This is a genomic window from Pedobacter sp., assembly GCF_035566355.1.
In the GTDB taxonomy this organism is placed as follows: Bacteria; Bacteroidota; Bacteroidia; order Sphingobacteriales; family Sphingobacteriaceae; genus Pedobacter.
Genome location: NZ_DATMRL010000277.1, coordinates 1 through 24,039 on the forward strand (window position 1 = coordinate 1; position 24,039 = coordinate 24,039).

A 24,039-nucleotide genomic window follows, 5' to 3' on the forward strand; every position below is an offset into this window, starting at 1 on the left:
CTGTCCGTGGTCAATATGCCAAAGGCTGGGTGGAAGGAAAAGAAGTTCCTGGATACAGACATGAAAATGGTGTAGCCCCGGATTCTAACACGGAAACTTTTGCTGCCATTAAATTCTTTGTAGACAACTGGCGCTGGCAGGGTATTCCTTTCTATGTAAGGACAGGAAAACGTTTATTTCAGACTTCATCGTTAATTACCATCCAGTTTAAAGATGTACCACATCACATTTTCCCTTCTGCGGTAACTGAACACTGGCAACAGAACAGGCTGATCATCAGCATTCAGCCTGAAATGAGCATCCGTTTGCAGGTTCAAGCCAAAAGACCGGGCTTAGACATGGTATTAAATCCTGTAGATATGGTATTTGACTACAAAGGTACCTACAGCAGTGAGACTCCTGAGGCTTATGAAACACTGCTACTCGATGTAATGACGGGTGATCAAACCCAGTTTATGCGTGCTGATCAGGTAGAAAGTGCATGGGAATTATTAATGCCGGTGGTTAATGCCTGGGAAAGTAAAAAATCTCTAAGCTTCCCGAATTATACAGCAGATTCATGGGGACCTGAAGATGCAGAAGCCTTAATTGCAAGAGATGGTTTCCATTGGTTTACCCTACCTTTAAATAAAGACTAATGAGCGTACAGATTTATAAAACACAGGAAGAGTTATTTGCAGACCTCGCCAAATATATCATTAACATTGCCAATACTTCTATTGCAGAAAAGGGCCGTTTTGATTTTGTATTAACGGGTGGTAACTCACCAAAAGAGCTTTATCACCAGCTGGCTACGATATACAAATCGGAAATTGACTGGAGCAAGGTATATTTCTTTTTTGGCGACGAACGTAATGTTTTGCCAGATCATGAAAATTACAATGGCTTAATGGCTAAGAAAAGTATTCTGGAGTCATTAAATATTCCGGCAGATCACATTTTTTATGTCAACACGGAGCTTGCACCCGATAAAGCCGCACTTGCTTACAAAGAGGCCATTACCAAACACTTTGATGGTGCAGCACTTTCATTTGATCTGATCCTGCTGGGCATGGGTGATGATGCCCATACAGCTTCTCTTTTTCCGGAGACAGAAATTCTGAAAAACACGAGCGTATCGGTTGATTCTGTGTATGTAGAAAAACTTTCTACATTCAGAATCAGTTTCACCGCACCACTGATCAATAAGGCTAAAAATGTAGCTTTCCTTGTTTTCGGTGAGAGCAAAGCCAATGCTGCAAAACATGTAATTCAACCAAAGGATAGGAATCCGTTCTTATACCCTTCTCAATTGATTCAACCCACTGACGGAAGCCTGACCTGGTTCTTAGACAGCCAGGCAGCAAGTTTACTGGAGAGTTAAATAATTCAAACCGTCATCAAAGCCGGTGCTTATGGCACCGGCTTTATATTAGGTATAGGTTTTGATTTATCCATAGTGTTAAAACCTAATGCTATGACTTATTTAATGCTCGGAGAAGATACTCCAGAAACTCAGGAACTCGATTTCAATCATTATTCTTCCTTCATCAATGAAGACAGGCCAGAACGTGATGACCTGGACTGGATTATTTATGCAGCGAAAGTTCCACGTTACGGGGAATATGCGCAACGTATGCAAGATTCTCTTGCCCAATACAAAGAACAAGCAAAAAAGATACAAGTGCTTTTTAATCAACATCTTTCAAACTTTGGAACGATTCACCTGCCAGCCAATGGATTGGTTATTTGGATAACTCTAAATAAACCACAATCTATGATGAGCAGTATACCTGCTTTAAGGAAGCTCGGCATATTTAAACAAGAAAAAAATCCTTTCCTAAAACCTACAGATATTGTTGATGGTATTAGAATTGGCTTTGCTTATCCAAATGCAGAAATTTGGAATGAAGTATTTGCCGTCATGGCCGAGCATTTAAAAGCTGTTTTGAACTAAATTTCAGCTAAAATGCTGGTGTTGTTTTATTGTAAAAAAAACAACACCAGTTCATGATTGCAAGGTATTCTTAAATCGTATTTCTTTAAATTTACGAATCACCAACAGGCGCAGTCCATGAAAACCATCATTGTAGCAACAGACTTTTCTGAAGTAGCCGAAAACGCCGTAGAATATGCTGCAGCCGCAGCCAAACAAAATAATGCCAGACTGGTATTATTCAATTCTTTTACGATTCCATTCCATGCCGCCAACACCCTGTTACCTGGCGCAAGTATTCAGCGGCTCATGATCGAGAACGAAATCCGACTGATTGAGCGGGCACTTTCTATTTTTTACACCTATGAGATAGAGGTTAGCCATGAATCTTCCTTTCCTTTTTTGGAAGAAGGACTAAGCAGCCTGATCACAAAATACAATGCAGAACTGGTTGTACTGGGTATGACAGCAAAAACGCTGGAACAAGACCTATGGGGCAATACCACTACTTCAGCAATTAAAAAGCTGAATTTTCCGGTCCTTGCCGTGCCATTGCATGCCAAATTTGAAGGCACGAGAAAAATTCTCTTTGCCTGCGATGTGTTTCATGGCGTTTCCGAACATGTACTGGCTCGCGTAAAAGAGGTGGCGACCAGCCTAAGTCAGTCGGAAGTGGAAATTTTTAATGTAAACGATAAAGTAGAAAAACTGAAAACAGAAACACACGTTTCTACTGCTGTTAATGCCATCAATGAAGGACTGGAAGGCATCACTTATTACTATAAGAATGTCAGATCAAATGAAGTGATCAAAGAAATTGAAAAAGAGATTAAAGATTTTAAGGCAGATCTGCTGATTATGGTACCCAAAAAATATGGTTTCTGGTCTTCCATTGTACACCGAAGTAAAACCAGGATCATGGCTTCGGGGCTGAATATCCCTCTACTCTCTATCCCCATTTGATCTGACCCAAGTTAAATATTGAATCATTCCGGTTAACAAAGAAATACACAAATGACCTGATTTATCTTATCTTTGATAGTCACTGTTCTTAATAATGGTTTTAAGGGCTCCAATTTTTTGTCATGAAAGCACAGGAACCTGAGCAAACAAATACGGATGAGGAAAACATCCTGGCGATCATTGACCTTATCCAACAACAGTCTCCTCTGGATTTTTCGGGATATAAACCCTCGACTATAATAAGAAGAACGCAAAGAAAAGCGGCTAAACATCATCTCAAAACGCTCTCTGCCTATTTAGAATTTTTGAAAGTAAATCCAGATGAGATAAAGGACCTCTGCAAAGAATTTATGATCAGTGTAACGGCATTCTTCCGGGATCCTGAAGCTTTTGAATATCTCCAGACTACTGTTCTTCCAGAGATTATTAGTAACCTACAGCCCGAAGAAGAACTTAAAATGTGGGTGGCCGGATGCGCGACAGGTGAAGAAGTTTATTCCCTGGCCATTTTGATTGCGGAAATATTGGAACAACAAGGCAAGCGGATTTCTGTTAAGCTATTTGCTACAGATATAGACAATCATGCCCTTTCACATGCTTCGAAGGGAATTTATAAAGCATCGGTAATTGGCTCAACGGTTTCTGCCGAACGTCTGGAACGTTACTTCATTAAAGATGAAGAACATTACAAGATTAAACCGGCTTTACGCAAAATGGTGATCTTTGCATTGCATGATTTAGTTAAAAATCCACCGTATTGTAATATGCATTTGATCAGTTGTCGCAATCTGCTGATCTATTTAAACCCTTCTCTGCAAAAAAAAATATTTACCATGCTTCAGTTCGGGTTGAAGAAAGACGGTTTTCTATTTCTTGGTTCGAGTGAAAATCCAGCACCCATCCTCCATAGTCTCCATGTTGAAAATAAAATATGGAAAATTTACAAGAACCTGGAAACCAAAAAAGAATCACGCTTTGACAATTTTCTCTTACCAGAGCGGCCAGATGTAAAACGAAGGCCTGTACCCTATCCTTCAGAAGATTTAAAAATTAGCAGCAATGCGATAGATAAGGCCATGCATACTGCCCTGGCAGGTGAAATCAACTATCTTGTCGTTTGCACCGACGAAGAGGGTCAGGTTCTGAAATCGTACGGGGATACTTCAAAATACTTATTGCAAAAGAGTTTTAATTCAGATTTATTGGAGTTAATGCCTAAGCCAATAGCTATAGCTTTTAACATTCTTCGTAAAACTGCATTGACAACAAATAAGAAAGCGGTACTTAAAAGCATACAGGTCAAAAGTATATCTTCTAACCTCACTATAAATCTTTCCGTAAGTCCGCTTTCTATAAAAAGGGGCGCAGAAAGACTTCTTATTGTCACTTTTACTGAACAGTATCCAGAATCCTTATCTCCTGATTCTTCAGATCTTGTCTTTGACCATCAAATTCATCAGCAGGAATATATCCTCAATATGGAAGAAGAAATCAAAGAACTAAAAGAAAAATTGCAAACAGCTTATTTTCAACTGGATGCAAACAATGAAAATTTGCAGTCGTTTAACGAAGAGCTGCTCTCCGCTAACGAAGAGATGCAAAGTACCAATGAAGAGATGCAGTCTGTAAATGAGGAGCTCGACGCCATTAACTCCGATTACAAACTCAAAAACAAGGAATTACTGGAGATTAATGATGACTTAAACAACTACTTCCGAAGCAATATCAACGGCCAGATCTTCATCAACAATGATCTCCAGCTTATGCGTTTTTCTCCAGGTACGATAACCAACCTGAATCTCCAGGAATCGGATCTCGGAAAACCACTTACCTGCCTTAGCACTCACTTCAAGCTGGAAGACATCCTTAATGATGTAAAGAATGTGATTGTAAATGGGGATGTCATATATAGAGAAATACAATCCAGTGATGGAAAATGGTACCATATTCAGACTATGCCCTATATCCAGCAAATCACCCTTCAGAGAAACGGAGCGATAATTACATTTAATGATGTTACCGAGTTGAAGAAAATCCAACTGGAACTGGACAAAAAAAATAAATGCCTACTTCGCATAAACGCAGACCTGGATAATTTCGTACATACAGCATCTCATGATCTGCTTGCGCCATTAGCTAATATAGAGACCAGTATTATGCTCATGAACCAGGAACTTACTGATTCGGGGCAAAAAGAATTACTAGCCATTGTAAACACCTCTATTTCTACTTTCCGTACCCTGGTAGGCGATATTGCTATCATTGCCAAATTGGAAAATGATACACTTCCGATGGAAAAAATTGATATCGCCGGTTTGATTATGAACATCGAATGGAGCCTTGCAGACCGCATAAAAAAATCAGGAGCTTTGATTGTTGTTGACTTGCAAACTAAGTTTATTTATTTCTCTAAAAAGAACCTAAGGAGTATTCTATATAACCTGATGTCTAACTCTATTAAGTTTGCAAAAAACTTAACTCCTGTAATTTTTGTTTCCAGCCGGGTATATGAGAATGAGATCATCATTTCTGTACAGGATAATGGAAGGGGAATCCCTAAAGACCAGCACGAAAAGATCTTTAACATCTATGGCCGGGTACATCAAGATGTGGAAGGTTCAGGAATTGGACTCTTTCTTGCCAGAAAAATTGTACATGCGGCCAACGGAGATATTGAAGTAGAAAGCACACCAGAAGTGGGTAGTAAATTTTCCATCCGCTTACCTATTATTTCTGTATAAAAAAAGGCCCGGTGGGCCTTTTTAAACTTAAAGTTTTCTTTGATAACGCTTATAAGAAACTACAGCAAGTACAAAAACCATTGCAACGGTAAGATATACCCATGAAGGCACGGGTACTGGATCACCTTTAGCATAGGAATGTAGCCCGGTGAGATAATAATTCACGCCAAAATAGGTCATGATAATAGTCGAGAAACCAACTAATGACAATAAATTAAATAAGTATTTACTCCTTAAACCGGGAATCAGGCGGACATGTAATATAAAAGCATAAACAATCACGGAAATAAAAGCCCAGGTTTCTTTAGGATCCCAGCTCCAGTAACGCCCCCAGCTTTCATTTGCCCATATGCCGCCCAGAAATGTCCCTACAGTCAATAAGAATATTCCTACGGTTAAAGACAACTCATTTACAATGGTCAATTCCATTACAGAGCTTTTTACTTTTGCATTAATCTTTTTATTATCAATAATATAAAGTACAAGAACCACTGTACCGATCAACGCACTCAGACCAAAAAAGCCATAGCTGGAAGTAATAATGGCCACATGTATCATCAGCCAGTAAGATTTTAAAACAGGAACCAAGGGGGTAATTTGAGGGTTCATCTGTGATCCTCCATGTGCAAAGCCCATCAAAATAACCGCAATCAGACACCCTGCTGCAGGGATAAAAGCATTGCTGTTCCTGTACATAAACAAGCCAGCTAAAACACCGATCCAGCTGATAAACAATACAGCTTCGTAACCATTACTCCATGGTTCATGTCCGGAGATATACCAGCGCACGCCTAACCCTATCCCTTGTAAAGTAGCCGCAATGGCAATCAAAAGCAGTACACCAGTTACCACACGATCCAGCGTTTTAGAACTCTTAAATAATTTCAGGAAAGCCAGTGCAAGAATTAATGTACCAAGAAGTGCATAAGTGATCATTAAATTCAGGAATATATTCCAGGAGTTGTAGCTTACCTCCCATTTTATTTTAGCTTCAGACGGCACCACCTCTTTACCGTATTTCTGTTGCGTTGCTTTTAAACCGTTCAGTTCAAAATCTGCAGCAGCCCAGTTACCCGATAATTCGCCTTGATTTACGGCCTTAAAATAGCGGGTAACTGCAGCCAGTGTCGCAGTGCTGTCTGGCTCTCCAACTGTCAAAGCCTTCCAGGTATGGTTGGCATCACCAATCACCGGAGCAACCCGTAAATATTGACCGGAAACCAATTGCCCCATAGCCTGTAACTGGTCGTTAAGTTCGATAAGATCTTTGTCATAACTATTCTGATCGGCCGCTTTTTTAGAAAAGGCCTTTAAATAATCATCCATTAAAATAAATTCAGGCGTACCGTCTGGCTTAAGCCGGATCAGATTGACCATAGAAGCATAGCCTTCGGCGTCTGCATGGACCGCTTTTAGCAAATCCGGGCCTCCTTTACTGCGTACTTTTATCAATGGGACATTTATCCAGTTACCTGGTGTAGTCGAAGCTGAAAGAAAAAATTGATTCGCATTTAAAGAATAAAAACGGTCTTTATGGAACAGCTTTCTCAGAATTTCCAGGGCCATAGTATTGACGGGTTCAATGCGTCCGTCTATATTTTGCACCAGAAGATAACCAAATCTGTCGGCATGTTGCTGGTCTATTTTAACAGACGAGGCAAATTGTTTTGCATCTGCATTTTTAGCCGGTAGCCCACCTTGAACGGCATTAACGTCATGGCTATGATCATGCATCTCATGGCTATGGTCATGTTTGGTTCCATCCGTACCATGCATATCAATTTCCTGACTGAAAGCACTACCCAATGGCAGGAAGAAAAACAACAGCAACAGGGCTTTCGATTTGGAAAGACTCCTCAACTGCTCATTCAGTTTGGAGAAATGCGTTCCCTTCCAGAATAAGGTTACAAACATTCCCAGGAAAAGCAAGGTATACCCAATATAGGTCACATTAGTTCCCCATTCATCGTGGTTTACCGAAAGTACGGTCCCTTGCTCATCTTCGTCGAAGCTGGACTGGAAGAACCTATAACCAGAGTGATCCAATACATGGTTCATAAATATTTTATAAGGTCTTTCACCTGCAGCGTCTTGTACCATCACATCTGATGAATATGCAGCGGGGCTATTACTTCCAGGATATTTTTCCATTTTAAAATGCACCAGCTTAAGAGAAAAAGGTGTCTGGTAGATCTTTGAACCGTAAGCCAGAGAAATCCTCAATCCTCCTATTTCACTTTGATGCTGGAAATTGGTCATTCCTCTTCCACCATAAAATGAAACGGTATCTACAGCCGTTGGTGTCCGTACCTCCACCTTAACAAGGTCCAGATCATGTTCATGGGTCCTTTTATCACCTTCATAATACATGATATGTCCATTTACAGGTCCTTCTGGAATAACAAAGGCCAGGCCTCCATAGGTATACAGACTTCTAAGATGAAAAGCTTGGGCAACGTTGTCTGCAGTTACCGTTTTTCGCTCTTGCGTAGCCATGATCATATAATTACCTTCATACGGCGAAGAGATTTGAAGTTCTCCGTTAGCATCGGTCAGGTTAATGGCACCAGGGGTTTCCTTATTATAACTCACCAACATATTCTGCAACAACTGAACTGTTCCTGAAGGGATATATTTATTGGCTCTTTTACCATTTTCCAGTACCACCAGATGGAGCGTTGGTTTACCTGAGGCTTCCCGAACCAAGGAATCCTGCGCCCTTGCATAAAAATCAACGATTTTCATCTTTACCCGCTGTCCCTGGTAGTCATATTCTGAGGTAAATGTTTTTTTAAATGGTTTTAAATAGGTAGGTACGTGATTGGAGATTAAAATTGCAGGAACGTCATCATAGGCCAATGCCTGATCATCCTTACCAATTTGTACCTTAAAAAAGGTAGCATCAGAAACCACAGAGTTACTCGTTTCACCCTGCCGGATATGCATTGATCCTTCAAAACTAATATACCGGGTAATGTAACCTCCTATAAAAATGATAATAAACGCCAGGTGGAAAACCAGTAAAGGCCATTTTTTCCGCTGGGTAAGCTGGTACCTCTTGATGTTCCCGATAAAGTTCAGCACCAGGATCAGCATAATCAATTCAAACCACCAGCAGTTATAAATAAGTGCTTTAGCTACAGCTGTTCCGTAGTCATTTTCTACAAATGTGGCCATGGCCATGGAAAAAGCATAAAGCAATAACATTGCACCCATTGTGCGGGTTGAGAAGAGTATTTTAGCTAATCTGTTTATCATTTAATTGTTCTGTTGATTTCTAACCACCGCAAAGATGGCCTTAGCCAGCAGAAAAATTAAGTTTAATTGAATTTATGGCAAAAAAAAGACTATTCCATTGGCTCATATTTTGCCTTTTTGCACAGGAAAACTGAAGCAAACATCATCGATCATGAGTTACAGCGTACTCGATCAAAATTTGCTTCGTCAAACTTTTTAACGGAATCAATTGTTTACGATAAAAACCCTTAATCTCGGTAATTATGAAAACTCAGGGAACGAACTACGACAAGGACGCCTACAAATGGAATCCACAATCTAATATTACTGGTCCTGACGAAGATTTGGACGATGAAGATGACTTGGATGAAGATGATTTAGGAAGTGGCGACCCGGATGAAGATCATGAAGACAATTACTTCGAAATTGGTGACAATGAATTGATAGACGATGAAGAGGATGATGAGGACGACGAATATTTCAAATAAATAAGATTGCTGAACCGTTAATCATTAACTCTTCGAAACTTATTTCTCAAGGCAAAGAAGAATGTTTTTGTACTCCTTTACTAACCCGCACCTGATGTTTAGCCATCTGGTATTTTTCTTCATTAAGGGTAGTGCTTCGATATTGCCGGTGCAGGTTATAGGCTTGTATACTCCCGATTCCTTTCCTTTTCTTATTTCTTTGAATCTGACTGTCATGGATTTCAGAACGCGAATTAACTTTGTGAAGATGTTGGTGAGTTTTTGTAACCTTACTTTCCTGCGCAAAAGCCATAGTCCTTGTTGCCAGGAGCAACATCATTAAGGAGCGTCCTAAAATTTTAACTTTCATAATCTCCGGTTTTACACTTTGATGTTTTAAAATCAAAATGGTTTAATCCGATATTAAAATAAAGAAGTTATTCATTCTCTTTTAAAACTACATGCTTAATATTTTTCCTGTCATAGGTATAGGTAATATGAACAAAGCCATCTTTGGTTTGTATAATAGCAGGATAACTATACTCCTCTTTATCTCCATTTTCTAAAACAGCAATATCACTCCAGGATAAGCCATCTTTTGAAGCGGCTACACGTAATTTCCCCCTTCCGTTAAACCAGTCTTTTCCAGGCACATCAGGATTATAGACAATTAATTGTGTACCATTTTTGAGCGTTACCGCATCTGTACCTGAATTTGGATTTAAAAGCTCTGTTTTAGACAGTTTGCCCCAGCTGTTTCCGTTATCTGAAGACCAGGCCTGAATAACATTTCCCTGTTTACTTCGGCACAAAATCTGTAAACGCCGATCTTTGTAGAATAAAATACTAGGCTGGATCACATCGAAACCAAGCGTATCCACTGAAATAAACTGCCAGGTTTTCCCCATATCTGTTGATTTTTCCAGATGTACCTTCCAGCGTTCATTTTTCTCCTCTATACTGGAGGGAGAGAGAATTGTTCCATCGGCCAGCTGCACAGGTTTATTCTTTATTGGACCTAAAATTCCATCAGGAAGACGTCTGGATGAAGACCAGGTTTTACCACCGTCATCGGAAGTTTTAACCATTCCCCACCATTCACGTGGATTGGGTCCAACCTTGTAAAACAAAAACAACTTGCCCTGAACAGACTGAAAAAGTACCGGATTCCATGATGGAAAACGAAGCGTATCATTCACTATTCCATCTGCAACTATACGGGCTTTTGCGTTCTTTTTATCAAGCTGCATGAGCCAAATGCATACATCTTTCTTCCCTTCTCCAGAACCGCCAAAAAAAGAAAGTAAAAGTTCTCCTTTTTTATTTTCGACAATTGTCGATGCATGACATTGCTTAAATGGCGGCTGGTCGAAAACCAGTTCCTGCTTTACCGTTTTCCAGGATGTTTGTGCATTTGCTGCGAACAACGTTCCTGAGAGCAGGTAAGCTTGAATGACTAATTTCAGGTTCCTTATCATATAGGGTGTTCAATATTTTCTGTTAAGCTCCAATGTGCAGATGCTTAATTACCTCTAAATATTCATAAAAAAAAAGAAAGCCGGGTAAATTATCTACATACAGTTCCAAATTCTCTACTTTTAGTCCCTTGTTTAAAAAAGCGTATCGTTAAAAAGAAAACAATGACCAATCCATCCACCACAGACCTACACAGCGCCAATGAGATACAAAGAATAGCCGCGCTGCAACCTTATAAACTCATCACCACTTCTGCAGATCCATTTTTTGATCATATTGTTCAACACACAGCTGAAATATTTGAAGTTCCAATGGCATTGATCTCTCTTGTAGATCTGCACGAAGTTTTCTTCAAAGCCACAGTAGGTGCAGATGGAATTTTTTCCATTCCCAGAGAAAAAAGCCTTTGTACCATGGCCATTTTAAATTCTGAACCGATGATATTGAATTACGGCGAAAAGGAAAAATGTTTACTCAGCACTTCTATTATTGCGGGAGAATATGGCTTGAAATTTTATGCCAGTGTTCCCTTAATCGAACCTTCTGGATTAATTATAGGTACCCTCTCCATTACAGATAAAAAAACAAGAACCTTTAGTGAGCACCAGGTCCAAATCATGAAAAATCTGGCATCAATGATCATGAAAGAAATGAACAGCCGGTTGAAATAGAAACAAACAGCTACTCTGGTTTGCTCCCTCCTCTGCAATTTGCAACGAAAAACCTTTGTACTCTGCGGAAAGGCCTCAGAGATCTGTGCGCTCTTCGCGCACCTGATATCGTTAGCCTTGAAGTAGAGTACAAGGGTTTTTCGAAAAAAATCACCTCCAACAAGTTAATTATTCTTTAAGCTTAATAAACTTAAAATGTCCAAATTTACCATAGCCACTTTGAGGCCCATAGGTACACTGAAACAAACCTACCCGAAGCACTTGCTGATCCATATCCTTCCGCAGCACCGGGCTACCCGGCAACTCTTTCCAATGGCGCCCATCTGTACTTCCTCTCAAGCTAAACCAATTTCCCTTACGCTCTATTTGCAGGTGCCTGTAAAAATCCCAACCAGCAGCATTACTGTTTTGAAGCCGGCCATTTCTGTCCAGACTGGTAACCATATTACCCATGCCCCAGCCCGGAAAAACACTATTCTGAATCAATTGAAATGAGGTATCCGAAGTACATACCATTAGTCCCACGTCATTAGCCCCATTTGCTTTCTTTTCCGCAAGACCACTCACGTCTTTCACTTCTGCTTCCACTATAAAATCTCCACTTACATTTTTGTACAGAAAAGGGCCTTTTGGCTCAGCCCCATCCCATTTTGTCCCGCTCGAAGATAAGGTTAAAACACCCGCACTACTTTTCAGTGTATCTGCCTTTCCTAAGAAACCATCCCACAAACCTTTTTCTGAACGATAATCCACAGTACGGCTAAAAGCCTCCTCAAAAATATGGAACTGCTTCACATCTGTCTTCACCTCAACCTTTGCCGAGGCAGCTGTCACATTTCCATAATTATCTCTTATCTTCAGCATAAATGTATAAGCCTGATCAGCATCCAGGTCATAAAAAGTATAATCAGGTTCGCTTGTCCAGCCACTGTTCCTCCCTTTAGTATCATAAAAATAATACGTCTTACGCTGGCCAGGGAGATCTGCTGTTCCAGCACGCATAGTCACCATATGAGGGCTTAATGCTTTGGGTAATACCGAAAAAACCGCACCAGAGCTTGCTGTAGCTACAGTGCTGTTCCATTTTTGATAAAAATTTTTCACCTCTGCTGCTTCAATCGCCCGGTTTAAAACTGTCAAAGAAGCGATTGCATCGGGTATATTCTTTCCTTTATCTAATCCTATAAAAAGGGTATCATTTTTTACCGATAAGAGATCAAAATTAACATCTGTTCGCAAAACACCGTCTATATAATTCTGATGCTGCTTTTGTTGAACAACCTGTACAACATGATGCCAATTCTCATCCTTAAAACATTTTCCTTTGGCCAGAACAATCCATGAGGCATTCTCCTCAAGCTGCACCGGAAAGCTGGCCTTAAATTCCAGAGCCCCCTTCTTGCCAAGATCAATTGCCATCCTACCCTGAATATCCTGTACTATCGGTGAAACTTCAGTGCTAAAAAAACTTCCACCCAGGTATCCTTCATTCTTCCATTCCTTTAGATTTCCATAATTCAATTTTCCGGGAGAAAGATAAATAGCCGCATCAGAATAAGGCTCTTCTTTAACCATTTTCTGTATTTCTTCCAATGACAAAGGCACATCATATATCTTCAATGACGCCAGTGCACCGGAAAAAAAAGCATTTTTATCAGCTGTAGTACCTAAGCGAAAATTCCTTAAATTGGCAATAAAAAGCATTTTTAGTTCTTCACGATCGATCAGACCATCCACATACAGTCTTTCTGTTGTGCCATCAAACACCAGTACAATATGATGCCATTTTCCCGCAGCGGGTAAGGTTTTGTAGGCCATATCTGCCCAACCCCAATGGGCCGCAGCCCCCCAGTTTTTATTGTGTCCATAGCCCAGAGTTCCATTGGTCATATCCACTTTCCCTCTCGCTGTCCAGGACAGGATCGGTTCTTCATCTTCAACAACCGGGTTATACACCCAAGCTGCCACAGAAAAACTGCTGTTACCGCTTAAAGATCCGGGTGTCTTAAAATCAGCCTCCAGATAACAGCCCTGATCAAAAATCACTGCTTTTTTACCGGCAACAATATCAACTGTAGGTAGTTGAGCAGTCCCATTCAAGAACGATCCGCCCAGCTTACCCAAGTTAGGCCACTTTGATACTACAGCACCAAGGTCAAAAGCATTCGCATCCAGGTCTACCAGCAAACCTTTAGACTTAAAATCCGGAGTTTTAGATGGGTCTTTAGCTACAATATGGCTTTCAGGGTGGTATTTATCCTCTGCAAAAACCTTGAAATTCCAAACCGCTTTATTTAACCCGGGATATTCTGTATTCAAAATACTTAACCTCAGATACCGTGCTTTTACATCCCCCCGGTCGATCATTGGACTGCCATGGATGGTGTTTTTGCTTCTGTCAGCAAAGACAGCCCAGTTCAATCCATCTGTTGAATACTCGATCAGGTATTGATAATACCAGGTTGCGTATTCGAACTGTGTTTGTATATTCTTAATGGTTTTCAGCTCCCTAAGATCCATCTTCAACCAGGCTTCGCTGGTATTGTTTCTTGGTTTCCATAAGGTTCCGTTGTTGTCATCTAATGCAAATTCGGGTTTAAAATCTTCACTATAGAAGGACGAGGCAGATACCTTAACCTCCAGGGCAAGATTTGACACAGGATTGCTGTTTTTGGCCAGATAACCTATCCCCGAATGTGTCGGTATGATCTTCTCTATATTGCCCTCTGCATCAAAAACCATTTTATCCGCAGCTACCTGTCGGTGATAACCTCCTCCGGAATGCGGGTTGTTGTGCCGGTGGTAAATCATATAGAAATCATTGCCTTCCTGAAGTACAGATTGATGCCCGGGGCCATGAACCGTACCATCAGCACTGGTACTCAGGATCGGATTGTTCTTGCCATATTCAAAAGGTCCCATCGGTCCAGTTCTGCTGATCGCATATTGGACTTTGTAGGTGTCGTCCTCACAACGTCCGGAAGAATAGGTCAGGTAATAAATCCCGTTTCTCTTAAACATAAAGGGGGCTTCAAAAAAATCTTTAGCCACTGTATTTGGAATTTTATCAAGTTTAGCAAACGACTTCATATCCGGATTCAGCAAACCGACCCCGCAACCATGATTGGGGTAAATCCCCCATGTCCCCCAGAACATATACATCTTTCCATCGTCATCTTTGAAAGTCTGTCCATCCAGTGTAATAACATCTGGTACAAGAAAATTCTTCACCACTGGTACTCCATCAGGTAATAAAGCTGTCCAGGGGCCGGTGGGACTCGAAGAACGTGCTCCAAAAATTTCTACAGGCTGGCAATAATACATGTAGTAAAACCCATCTCTGGCTTGCGTAACATCTGGAGCCCAATAATGATGCGTAGTGGGCCAGTTCATGTCCTGCAAACTCCAGTTTACAAAATCTTTGGAACTCCAAACCTGTGAAGGCCCAAAACCGCCTCCATTTCCATCTGTCGTCGCATAAATGTAATAAGTGTCACCGAATTTCTTTACCGTTGGATCCGCAAAGTATCCAGGTAGCAGCGGGTTCCCGGCTGCCGGGTCCGTATGCTTTTTAGATTGTCCGTACAGGTTCAAACCCATCAGCAGACAAAAGATGAGGCCCTTGGCCCGGTTTAAGAAAAACATAGTTTTAGTTTGTTGTTCCTATCAAACCTAAACATTCCTCAAACCTCGATCTTTAAGGATTTTAATCAAAACCAGTCCGATATTAACTATTTCATCAAAGAGCTGTTAAAAAAAAACAAAAGGAGATCCTGACATGGTCAGGGATCTCCTCTGTAATTATTTTTTATCTGTATAAAACTTATAAATTGTTGTGGTTTTATATTCCTGTCCCGGTTTCAACACTGTAGAAGGGAAAGAAGGCTGATTGGGTGAATCCGGAAAGTGCTGGGTTTCCAGGCACAGTGCAGAGCGGTATCCGTAACTTTTATTTCCTTTTCCATCGGTTTCCTTCCCGGTCAAAAAGTTACCACTGTAAAATTGCAGGCCAGGTTCTCCGGTCAGTACATCCATATAGATCCCTGTTTTGGTACTGTGCAGGGTTGCTGCTAAACGAATATCTTTCGATGGCTTCAGCACAAAATTATGGTCATAACCTTTCCCTCTTTTTAGCTGTTCATTGCTATCGTTGATACGCGCTCCAATTAGTGTTGGTTTCGTAAAGTCAAATGGCGTTCCTTCCACTTTTTCCAATTTCCCGGTTGGGATCAAGGTCTCATCTACAGGTGTAATTTCATCGGCATTGATGGTTAATAGGTGATCTGTAATGGTAGAATCACCTGCACCATTCAAGTTAAAATAAGCATGATTGGTCAGGTTAAGTACAGTAGCCTTATCTGTAGTGGCCTGATAGCTGATCTTTAATTCATTATTTTCAGTCAGTTCATAGACCACTTTAACCCGGAGATTTCCAGGATAACCAGCTTCTCCGTCTTTAGACAAATAATTCAGTTCAAGTGTATGATCATCTGTTTGTTTTGCGTCCCAAACCTGTTTGTAATATCCATCAAAACCACCATGTAAAGTATTTTTACCATCATTGAGCTGTAGCTGATACGTTTTCCCGTCCAGGTTAAATTTTCCGGCAGCAATCCTGTTGGCATACCTTCCAACCAGGGCTCCAAAGAAGAATTCCTGCTTTTTCTGATAACCCTCCAGCTGATCATGTCCCAATACAACATCTACCAATTCTCCCTTATCATTCTTAACCAATAAAGACACCAACCGACCTCCAAAATTAGTTATAGCGGCTTCACTGCCTATCTTATTTTTCAGGAAATACAACTGTACTTCTTTTCCATCAACTGTTTTCTTAAAAGCTCCTGCCTTGGGCAGAGCAGTCCCGGCAACCACCAAAGTGGAATCTGCACCATTTGAAGAAGATGCATTTGGTTGATGGCAACTGCTCAAAATTGCGGCAGTACCAGCCATCAAAAACATTAATTTGATATTCCTGTTCATAATTGATTAATATTGGTTAAACGGAAGGCAATGTAAAAAAAAATAATTAAACGTCGAATTAACAATTAATATTTTATTATAAATTTGAGAATTAATAGTTACATTAATCTTTAAATAATACCAGCGGTAAGTAACGAACACAATGACAACATATTCAGAACAAGATAAGATTGCAATTGCAGTTGACTGTATCATCTTTGGCTTTGACGGCGAAAAACTAAAAATTCTTTTAATCAAAAGAGGCTTTGAACCCGAAAAAGATAAGTGGAGCCTTATGGGCGGTTTTGTTAAGGCAGGAGAAAGCCTTGACCAGGCTGCAAAAAATATCCTCACCACCTTAACAGGACTTGATGGCGTATACCTCGAACAGCTCCACGCTTTTGGCGACCCTTCCAGAGACCCGGTAGAACGCACCGTTTCGGTAGCCTATTTTGCCCTGATCGACATCAACAATTATAAACAACAGCTCAGCGACCGCTATCATGCTGAATGGTTTCCTTTAAAAGACAAACCTAAACTTATTTTTGACCATGATGAAATGGTCGAAACGGCAAAGCATTCCATCCGGAACAAGGCAGCACATAATCCACTGCTCTTTGAACTGCTACCAAAAAAATTCACCATTCCTCAACTGCAAAGTTTGTACGAAGACATCTATGATATCCAGATCGACAACAGGAATTTCATCAGGAAACTTACGGCAGCAGGATTATTGATCAAACTTTCTGAAAAAGATAAATCCAATTCAAAAAAAGGAGCCTTCTATTTTAAACTCGACAAAAAAAGGTATAAAACCAATTTTCCGAACTTCCTGAGCTTTATCCCCGCCCCTTCGAGTTAAGCCTTCAGCCACAGGCTTTAAAGAAAAATCTCAAAAAATTTCTTTTAGTAAACAAATAAACGTTAATTAGACGTTTATTTGTTTTATGAAAAAAGATCAATATGTTATTGGAGTAGATTATGGTTCAGATTCAGTCCGGTCTGTCCTGGTCAACACCTCTAATGGTGAAGAGATTTCTTCATCCGTTTTTAATTATCCCCGATGGCAGAAAGGACTCTATTGTAATCCCGGCTCGAACCAGTTCAGGCAACATCCGCTTGATTATATCGAAGGGCTTACATTAACCATCAGGGAATGCCTTGAGCAAGCCAAAGCGACTGTACATCCGCAAGATGTAAAAGCCATTGCTGTAGATACCACTGGCTCTACACCTGTTGCAGTAAATGAGCAAGGCGTACCTCTGGCCCTCCTTCCTGAATTCGAGGAAAATCCCAATGCTATGTTTGTGTTGTGGAAAGACCACACTTCAGTTAAAGAGGCCGCACAAATCAACGCACATGCCACGAAATTTGAGATCAATTATCTCAGTTATTGTGGCGGTATTTATTCCTCAGAATGGTTTTGGGCCAAACTACTCCATGTATTGCGGGTGGATGAAAAAGTTCGTTCTGCCTGTTATTCCTGGGTAGAGCATTGCGATTGGATCCCTTTTCTGCTCACCGGAGCAACACACATTTCTGAAATGAAGAGAGGACGTTGTTCTGCAGGTCACAAAGCCTTATGGGCCGAAGAATTTGGAGGCTTACCACCCAATGAGTTTTTCAATACTTTGGATCCGTTATTGGATGGTTTTACGCAAAGACTCTTCACGGAAACTTTTACGTCGGATCAGGCTGCCGGACATCTCAGTGAGGAATGGGCAGACAAATTGGGTTTGAGTACAGATGTTGTTATAGGTGTGGGTGCTTTTGATGCCCACATGGGTGCTGTTGGTGGTCAAATTGAACCCTACTACCTCAGCAAAGTGATGGGGACCTCTACCTGCGATATCTTAGTGGCCCCAACAAAGGATCTTCAAGGAAAACTGGTTAAAGGCATTTGTGGCCAAGTAGATGGTTCTGTTATCCCTGGAATGGTGGGTTTGGAAGCCGGACAATCTGCCTTTGGAGATACTTATGCCTGGTTCAAAAACATCGTATCCTGGCCATTGAAGAACCTTCTGCAGGATTCTGCTTTTATCGATGCAGCCACCGCAACTGCACTGGAAGAAGAAATAGCAGAAAAGATCATTCCGGAACTGAGCAGACTGGCAGCCCTTTTACCCAAAGAAGCAGATCATGAACTGGCTGTAGACTGGTTTAACGGGAGAAGAACGCCTGATGCCAACCAGGAACTTAAAGGAGCACTCCTCAATCTGGATCTGGGAAGCGATGCCCCTCGTCTGTTCAGAGCACTTGCAGAGGCCACTTGTTTTGGTGCAAAAAACATCGTGAACCGCTTTGTGGAACAGGGTATTCCTGTTAAAGGCTTAATAGGTATTGGTGGTGTAGCAAAAAAGTCACCTTTTGTAATGCAGATGATGGCTGATGTATTAAACATGCCCATCAGAATCCACCAGTTCAAGCATACTTGCGCATTAGGTGCAGCTATGTTCGCCGCTGTAGTTGCAGAGATTTATCCTACAGTAGAAGAAGCTATGGTTGGTATGGGCAGAGGTTTCGATGCCGAATACCAGCCCATTGCAGACAATGTAGCTTATTATGCAAAACGTTACCCGCAATACCTTTCTCTTGGAAATTACATTGAACAAAACCCCTATCATGAGTAACTATCAAAAAATAAAGGAGCTGGCCTACAAAGCCAATATGGACCTCCCCAAACTTGGACTGGTACTTTTCACCTTCGGTAATGCAAGTGCTGCAGACCGGGAAGCTGGTGTTTTTGCCATTAAACCAAGTGGAGTGCCCTATGAGGAACTAAGTGTGGAAAGTATGGTGATTGTAGATTTTGACGGAAACATTGTTGAAGGCAAGCTCAGGCCCTCCTCCGACACCCTCACCCATGCTGTATTGTACAAAAACTGGAAAAACATAGGTGGTATTGTGCACACACACTCAACCTATGGTACCGCCTGGGCGCAGTCGTTAAGGGCAATTCCTCTTTATGGAACCACCCATGCAGATCACACCACGGCAACCATCCCCTGCGCACCGCCAATGGACAATGAAAAGATCGCAGGCAATTATGAATACGAAACTGGCTATCAGATCATCAGGCACCTGGAACAAGAACAGATCAGTTACGAAGAGACCGAAATGATCCTTGTTGGTAACCATGCTCCATTTACCTGGGGTAAAACAGCCGATAAAGCGGTTTACAACAGTGCAGTATTGGAAGAATTGGCAAAAATGGCTTTACTTACCGAACAAGTACTGCCTGAAGTAAAGCCGATGAAAGATGCCTTAATCAAAAAACATTACGAAAGAAAACACGGAGCAAACTCCTATTACGGACAATAACCAAATATAATGACAACTGACCTAAAACAATTTGAAGCCTGGTTTATTACTGGCAGCCAGCACCTGTATGGCGAAGAAACTTTAAGAAGTGTTGCAGAACACTCCGCTCAAATTTCCAAAGCACTCAACGAATCTTCCGAAATTCCAGTAAAGATCGTATTTAAACCTACTGTTAAAACCGCAGAAGAAATTTACAAAATCTGCCAGGAGGCGAATGTTACAAAAAACTGCATCGGGATTATTGCCTGGATGCATACCTTTTCACCTGCAAAGATGTGGATCGGCGGCTTAAAGATCCTACAAAAACCACTGGTTCATTTACATACTCAATTTAACCGCGATATCCCGTGGAGCACAATGGATATGGATTTTATGAATCTGAACCAAAGTGCACATGGCGACCGCGAATTTGGTTTCATTATGTCCAGAATGCGCATCAATAGAAAAGTGATTGCCGGGCATTGGGAAGACCCTCAGGTACGCGAAGGATTAAACACATGGTTAAGAGCAGCCGCTGGCTGGTATGATCTTCAAGGCGCAAAATTTGCCCGGTTTGGCGACAACATGCGTAATGTAGCTGTAACTGAAGGAGATAAAGTAGAAGCTGAAATCAAGTTTGGCTACTCCGTAAATACCTATGGCATCGGTGATCTTGTGCAAGTAATTAACCAAAGCCTGGATAGTGACATTGACAACCTGGTTAAAGAATATGCAGACCAATACCTTCTGGCTGAAAGTCTTGTTAAAGGTGGTTCACAACACCAGTCTCTGCGCGAAGCAGCTAAAATTGAAATTGGGCTGCGCAACTTTTTACAGGCAGGTCAATTCAAGGGCTTTACAGATACCTTCGAAGATCTGCATGGGATGCTTCAGCTTCCCGGCATAGCAGTTCAGCGTTTAATGCGCGACGGTTATGGCTTTGCCGGTGAAGGTGACTGGAAAACAGCTGCCCTGGTGAGAACCATGAAAGTAATGGGAAGTGGTTTAGCGGGAGGAAATGCCTTCATGGAAGACTATACTTATCATTTTGAACCAGGAAATTCCTTTGTATTGGGCTCACATATGCTTGAAGTAGATGAATCTATAGCCAGTGGACCAATCAGATGCGAAATTCATCCTCTTGGTATTGGCGGCAAAGCAGATCCGGTACGCCTGGTTTTTGATGCAGCCGCGGGCCCCGCACTCAATGCTTCAGTAGTAGATATGGGTAACCGTTTCCGCTTGCTGGTTAATGTAGTAGACCCGGTTGAAGCCAAATACGAACTTCCAAAACTACCAGTTGCCCGTGTACTCTGGAAGCCACAGCCCGATATGAAAACCGGTTGTGCAGCATGGATTTATGCAGGAGGAGCACATCATACCTGCTATAGCCAAAATTTAACCGCTGAACATTTAAATGATTTTGCGAACATCGCAGGCCTTGAATATGTAAGCATAGACGAGCACACCAATTTAAATCAGTTCCGGAATGAACTGAAATGGAACGAGGTTTACTACCAGAGCCATACGCACTAAAACCGGAAATTAACCAAACCATATATATAAACCTTATGAGCAATAGTTTAGCAACTACAGATTACGTAGTTTTTATCATCTACTTCTTAATTGTAGCTGGTTATGGATACTCCATCTACAGAAAGAGGAAAAAAAACGAACACGATGCCAAAGCATTTTTCCTTGCAGAAGGAACCCTAACCTGGTGGGCCATCGGTGCCTCTTTGATCGCCTCCAACATTTCTGCTGAACAATTCATCGGAATGAGTGGTGAGGGTTTCTTCCTGGGCGTTGCAGTTGCGGCCTATGAATGGATCGCTGCCATCGCCCTGATCATCGTAGCGGTATGGTTCATACCCGTCTATTTGAAGAATAAAATCTATACGATGCCACAATTTCTCAAAACCAGGTACAACGAATCGGTTGCATTGATTATGGCGGTATTCTGGCTGTTTCTGTATGTTTTCGTAAACTTAACTTCTATCCTGTATTTGGGTGCAGTGGCCATTAATGGACTTACCGGTGGCAACTATCTGCACCTGATCATGATCGGACTTGCGGTCTTTGCCTTATTCATCTCTCTCGGGGGGATGAAAGTCGTAGCCTATACCGATGTGATCCAGGTAGCGGTACTCATATTTGGCGGTTTGGTTACAACCTATATTGCCTTATGTGTAGTTGGAGAAAAATTTGGCGTAGGCAGTAACGCCTTTGCAGGCTTTAATGTTTTAATGCAACAGGCGCCAGACCATTTCAAAATGATCATTCCTAAACCCACAGCAGGCTCTTCCCAAAATGAGATCAGTAAATACCTGACCTTTCCGGGAATTGCGTCTTATGCAGCGGGGATCTGGATCATTAACCTGAATTACTGGGGCTGCAACCAATACATTACCCAAAGGGCCCTGGGTGCAGATCTGCACACCGCGCGTACTGGAATTCTGTTTGCCGGATTGCTTAAACTGCTTATGCCTGTTATCGTGATGTTACCAGGTATCGCTGCTTTTGTTTTGTACAAAAATGGTCACCTGCCTCAGCTGATCGGTGGTAAAGATGGTGCCTATTCTGCGATTCTTACCTTCCTGCCAACAGGCTTGAAAGGACTCTCTATAGCTGCATTAACTGCGGCAATTGTTGCCTCTCTTGCCGGTAAAGTAAACAGTATATCCACTATTTTCACACTGGATGTCTATTCTAAATACGTCAAAAAAGAGTCTGAACAGAAAAACCTGGTCTTTATTGGGAGAGCAACTGTTTTTGTAGGCTTGATCCTGGCCGTATTATTTACCTGGAACGACCTTCTTGGGATTGGTGGTGTTGGTGGTTTTACCTATATCCAAAAATATACAGGTTTCATCAGCCCGGGGGTATTTGCCATGTTCTTCCTTGGGATGTTCTGGAAAAGAACCACCGGCCCTGCGGCCATAGTGGGTGTCATTGCCGGCTTCGTATTGTCCGTTTTCTTTAATGAATTTGCCCCGGCAGTATTGGGCAATAACACTTGGCTCTACACCGCATACAGTAATGGTCATGGTGGTTTTGAAATACCATTCCACATTTGCATGGGCTTGTCTTTTGCATTCACCATGCTGCTCATGATTGGTGTGAGCTTAAGCGGACCAAAAATAAACCCTAAAGCTTTTGAACTCGATAAAAGCATGTTCAAAGTAAAACCTTCAACCATGGTGCTGATCATCCTTACTTTATTACTGATCACCGCATTGTACGTTAAATTCTGGTAATTATCCGGGATACAGTATTGAAAATACTGTATCCCAAATTACCATTCCTTGCAGGTTTAAAGCATTTCACAGGAAATTTGGGTTAATTAACGGCTACAATCAGCTAATTTCCTGAGAACTCTTCATGGCTATAGTCTGTACTTTAGATTATAAACCTACACTTCTCTTAGAACCATGAAATATTTTCTCCTTATCGGTCTTTGTAGTGCCATGATCAGCCTTCATGCACAGCAAGCTTACCAGCCAAACCACCAGGAACTGATCCGTTCTTACCAACACGCAGCCCTGTTGGACAGCACAGCCTCCAAAAAAGTATTCCGTTCTTCTGTAAGACCTCAGTGGACGACAGATGGAAAATCCTTTTGGTACCGCATTAACACTTCCGAAAATACCTGGGAATACCTCTTGGTAGACCTTACTGCCGGAACAAAAAATTCTGTTTTTGATCACCGGCGCCTTGCTGATGCCTTAAGCAAACTGACCGGTAAAAAAACGGAGGCAGGTAAACTTCCGGTAGAAAACCTCTCCATCACTCCCGGAAACAAAAAGATCAACATCCTTGCAGATAAAAAATGGTATACCTGGGATACCGGAACGAACGAGCTGCTGGTATCAGACCAAATTCAAAAACCTTCAAAAACCAAAGAAAGAAGCTGGAGGAGACGTCAGGAACAACGAGACTCAGTTTCACCCGATAAGAAATTCACCGCCATGACCAAAAACGGAAATATCTATATCCGTTCCAAAGCAAGCGGACAAGAAACCCAATTTACCAGAGATGGCAGCCCGGAACAACCTTATGGAGAATTTATCTGGTCTCCGGATAGCAAGACCCTGATCGCGTATAAGATCAATTACAAAGAAGATAAAAAGGTCTATTATATCCTGAGTTCAAGCCCAGGCACCACCAGAGGAGAACTCAAATCACAGAATTACATGCAGCCTGGTGATGAATTCAGCACGTTTGAAATGTACCTGATCAATCCCGAAAAAGGGACAAGCCAAAAGGCAGCTGTTGATAAATTTGATATTTATGGAACACCGGAAATC

General features: G+C 41.5%; 17 protein-coding genes and 1 pseudogene. 13 read left to right on the forward strand and 5 right to left on the reverse strand.

Features of this window, described 5'->3' with window-relative positions:
• The 5 genes and pseudogenes from VNZ46_RS10970 to VNZ46_RS10990 form a co-directional block, all read left to right on the forward strand.
• A pseudogene (locus tag VNZ46_RS10970) lies at positions 1-638 on the forward strand (glucose-6-phosphate dehydrogenase); the annotation flags it as partial.
• A complete protein-coding gene (pgl, locus tag VNZ46_RS10975; RefSeq protein WP_325560202.1) occupies positions 638-1,363 on the forward strand; it encodes a 6-phosphogluconolactonase in 726 nt (241 codons plus the stop codon). The pseudogene VNZ46_RS10970 and the gene pgl, both read left to right, overlap by 1 nt.
• Before the next feature lie 93 nt (positions 1,364-1,456).
• Positions 1,457-1,936, forward strand: a complete 480-nt coding sequence (locus tag VNZ46_RS10980; RefSeq protein ID WP_325560203.1) for a hypothetical protein — start codon at positions 1,457-1,459, stop codon at positions 1,934-1,936.
• Between the two features lie 117 nt (positions 1,937-2,053).
• Complete coding sequence (locus tag VNZ46_RS10985) at positions 2,054-2,878, forward strand: universal stress protein (RefSeq protein ID WP_325560204.1); 825 nt, start codon at positions 2,054-2,056, stop codon at positions 2,876-2,878.
• A 122-nt stretch (positions 2,879-3,000) separates the two neighbouring features.
• Positions 3,001-5,619: a CheR family methyltransferase gene (locus VNZ46_RS10990; RefSeq protein WP_325560205.1), complete on the forward strand. Its 2,619-nt coding sequence runs from the start codon at positions 3,001-3,003 to the stop codon at positions 5,617-5,619.
• A 27-nt stretch (positions 5,620-5,646) separates the two neighbouring features.
• On the opposite strand, the gene ccsB is transcribed toward VNZ46_RS10990, so the two are convergent.
• Positions 5,647-8,877, reverse strand: a complete 3,231-nt coding sequence (ccsB, locus tag VNZ46_RS10995) for a c-type cytochrome biogenesis protein CcsB (protein WP_325560206.1) — start codon at positions 8,875-8,877, stop codon at positions 5,647-5,649.
• A gap of 242 nt (positions 8,878-9,119) precedes the next feature.
• Here ccsB and VNZ46_RS11000 point away from each other — a divergent pair, with 242 nt between their 5' ends.
• Positions 9,120-9,344: a hypothetical protein gene (locus VNZ46_RS11000; RefSeq protein WP_325560207.1), complete on the forward strand. Its 225-nt coding sequence runs from the start codon at positions 9,120-9,122 to the stop codon at positions 9,342-9,344.
• 46 nt (positions 9,345-9,390) lie between these two features.
• Here the strand turns inward: VNZ46_RS11000 and VNZ46_RS11005 are convergent, their stop codons facing one another.
• Both VNZ46_RS11005 and VNZ46_RS11010 read right to left on the reverse strand, forming a co-directional pair.
• A complete protein-coding gene (locus tag VNZ46_RS11005; RefSeq protein ID WP_325560208.1) occupies positions 9,391-9,693 on the reverse strand; it encodes a hypothetical protein in 303 nt (100 codons plus the stop codon).
• Positions 9,694-9,760: 67 nt separating this feature from the next.
• Complete coding sequence (locus VNZ46_RS11010; protein WP_325560209.1) at positions 9,761-10,801, reverse strand: sialidase family protein; 1,041 nt, start codon at positions 10,799-10,801, stop codon at positions 9,761-9,763.
• Positions 10,802-10,963: 162 nt separating this feature from the next.
• Between VNZ46_RS11010 and VNZ46_RS11015 the strand changes: the two genes are divergently transcribed.
• Positions 10,964-11,470 (forward strand): GAF domain-containing protein, encoded by a 507-nt coding sequence (locus VNZ46_RS11015; protein ID WP_325560210.1) that lies wholly within the window; start codon positions 10,964-10,966, stop codon positions 11,468-11,470.
• Between the two features lie 168 nt (positions 11,471-11,638).
• Here VNZ46_RS11015 and VNZ46_RS11020 read toward each other — a convergent pair whose 3' ends face one another.
• The gene (locus VNZ46_RS11020; protein ID WP_325560211.1) at positions 11,639-15,115 is read right to left on the reverse strand and encodes a family 43 glycosylhydrolase; all 3,477 of its coding nucleotides are present in this window, start codon (positions 15,113-15,115) and stop codon (positions 11,639-11,641) included.
• 156 nt (positions 15,116-15,271) lie between these two features.
• A complete protein-coding gene (locus tag VNZ46_RS11025) occupies positions 15,272-16,453 on the reverse strand; it encodes an aldose epimerase family protein (RefSeq protein WP_325560212.1) in 1,182 nt (393 codons plus the stop codon).
• 142 nt (positions 16,454-16,595) lie between these two features.
• Between VNZ46_RS11025 and VNZ46_RS11030 the strand changes: the two genes are divergently transcribed.
• From VNZ46_RS11030 to VNZ46_RS11055, 6 genes are all read left to right on the forward strand, one after another.
• Entirely contained in the window at positions 16,596-17,294 is a 699-nt protein-coding gene (locus VNZ46_RS11030; protein ID WP_325560213.1) for an NUDIX hydrolase, read from the forward strand.
• 85 nt (positions 17,295-17,379) lie between these two features.
• Entirely contained in the window at positions 17,380-19,062 is a 1,683-nt protein-coding gene (locus VNZ46_RS11035; protein ID WP_325560214.1) for a ribulokinase, read from the forward strand.
• The gene (gene araD, locus VNZ46_RS11040) at positions 19,055-19,753 is read left to right on the forward strand and encodes an L-ribulose-5-phosphate 4-epimerase AraD (protein WP_325560215.1); all 699 of its coding nucleotides are present in this window, start codon (positions 19,055-19,057) and stop codon (positions 19,751-19,753) included. Before VNZ46_RS11035 ends, araD begins: the two co-directional genes overlap by 8 nt.
• A 9-nt stretch (positions 19,754-19,762) precedes the next feature.
• Positions 19,763-21,268 carry an L-arabinose isomerase gene (gene araA, locus VNZ46_RS11045; RefSeq protein ID WP_325560216.1) on the forward strand — a complete coding sequence of 502 codons (1,506 nt, stop codon included), beginning with the start codon at positions 19,763-19,765 and terminating at the stop codon, positions 21,266-21,268.
• A 35-nt stretch (positions 21,269-21,303) separates the two neighbouring features.
• Entirely contained in the window at positions 21,304-22,989 is a 1,686-nt protein-coding gene (locus VNZ46_RS11050; RefSeq protein ID WP_325560217.1) for a sodium:solute symporter family transporter, read from the forward strand.
• A gap of 174 nt (positions 22,990-23,163) precedes the next feature.
• Positions 23,164-24,039: DPP IV N-terminal domain-containing protein (locus VNZ46_RS11055; RefSeq protein ID WP_325560218.1), on the forward strand; the 876-nt coding region annotated here is incomplete at its 3' end.

What these genes read in the sequence shown, in the direction of transcription:
- VNZ46_RS10990 (WP_325560205.1), top strand. Translation starts at nt 3,001, where the DNA reads ATGAAAGCACAGGAACCTGAGCAAACAAATACGGATGAGGAAAACATC.
- pgl (WP_325560202.1), top strand. Translation starts at nt 638, where the DNA reads ATGAGCGTACAGATTTATAAAACACAGGAAGAGTTATTTGCAGACCTC.
- VNZ46_RS11020 (WP_325560211.1), bottom strand. Translation starts at nt 15,115, where the DNA reads ATGTTTTTCTTAAACCGGGCCAAGGGCCTCATCTTTTGTCTGCTGATG.
- araA (WP_325560216.1), top strand. Translation starts at nt 19,763, where the DNA reads ATGACAACTGACCTAAAACAATTTGAAGCCTGGTTTATTACTGGCAGC.
- VNZ46_RS11030 (WP_325560213.1), top strand. Translation starts at nt 16,596, where the DNA reads ATGACAACATATTCAGAACAAGATAAGATTGCAATTGCAGTTGACTGT.
- VNZ46_RS11015 (WP_325560210.1), top strand. Translation starts at nt 10,964, where the DNA reads ATGACCAATCCATCCACCACAGACCTACACAGCGCCAATGAGATACAA.
- VNZ46_RS11035 (WP_325560214.1), top strand. Translation starts at nt 17,380, where the DNA reads ATGAAAAAAGATCAATATGTTATTGGAGTAGATTATGGTTCAGATTCA.
- VNZ46_RS11050 (WP_325560217.1), top strand. Translation starts at nt 21,304, where the DNA reads ATGAGCAATAGTTTAGCAACTACAGATTACGTAGTTTTTATCATCTAC.
- araD (WP_325560215.1), top strand. Translation starts at nt 19,055, where the DNA reads ATGAGTAACTATCAAAAAATAAAGGAGCTGGCCTACAAAGCCAATATG.
- VNZ46_RS11025 (WP_325560212.1), bottom strand. Translation starts at nt 16,453, where the DNA reads ATGAACAGGAATATCAAATTAATGTTTTTGATGGCTGGTACTGCCGCA.
- VNZ46_RS11010 (WP_325560209.1), bottom strand. Translation starts at nt 10,801, where the DNA reads ATGATAAGGAACCTGAAATTAGTCATTCAAGCTTACCTGCTCTCAGGA.
- VNZ46_RS11000 (WP_325560207.1), top strand. Translation starts at nt 9,120, where the DNA reads ATGAAAACTCAGGGAACGAACTACGACAAGGACGCCTACAAATGGAAT.
- VNZ46_RS11005 (WP_325560208.1), bottom strand. Translation starts at nt 9,693, where the DNA reads ATGAAAGTTAAAATTTTAGGACGCTCCTTAATGATGTTGCTCCTGGCA.
- VNZ46_RS10980 (WP_325560203.1), top strand. Translation starts at nt 1,457, where the DNA reads ATGACTTATTTAATGCTCGGAGAAGATACTCCAGAAACTCAGGAACTC.
- ccsB (WP_325560206.1), bottom strand. Translation starts at nt 8,877, where the DNA reads ATGATAAACAGATTAGCTAAAATACTCTTCTCAACCCGCACAATGGGT.
- VNZ46_RS10985 (WP_325560204.1), top strand. Translation starts at nt 2,054, where the DNA reads ATGAAAACCATCATTGTAGCAACAGACTTTTCTGAAGTAGCCGAAAAC.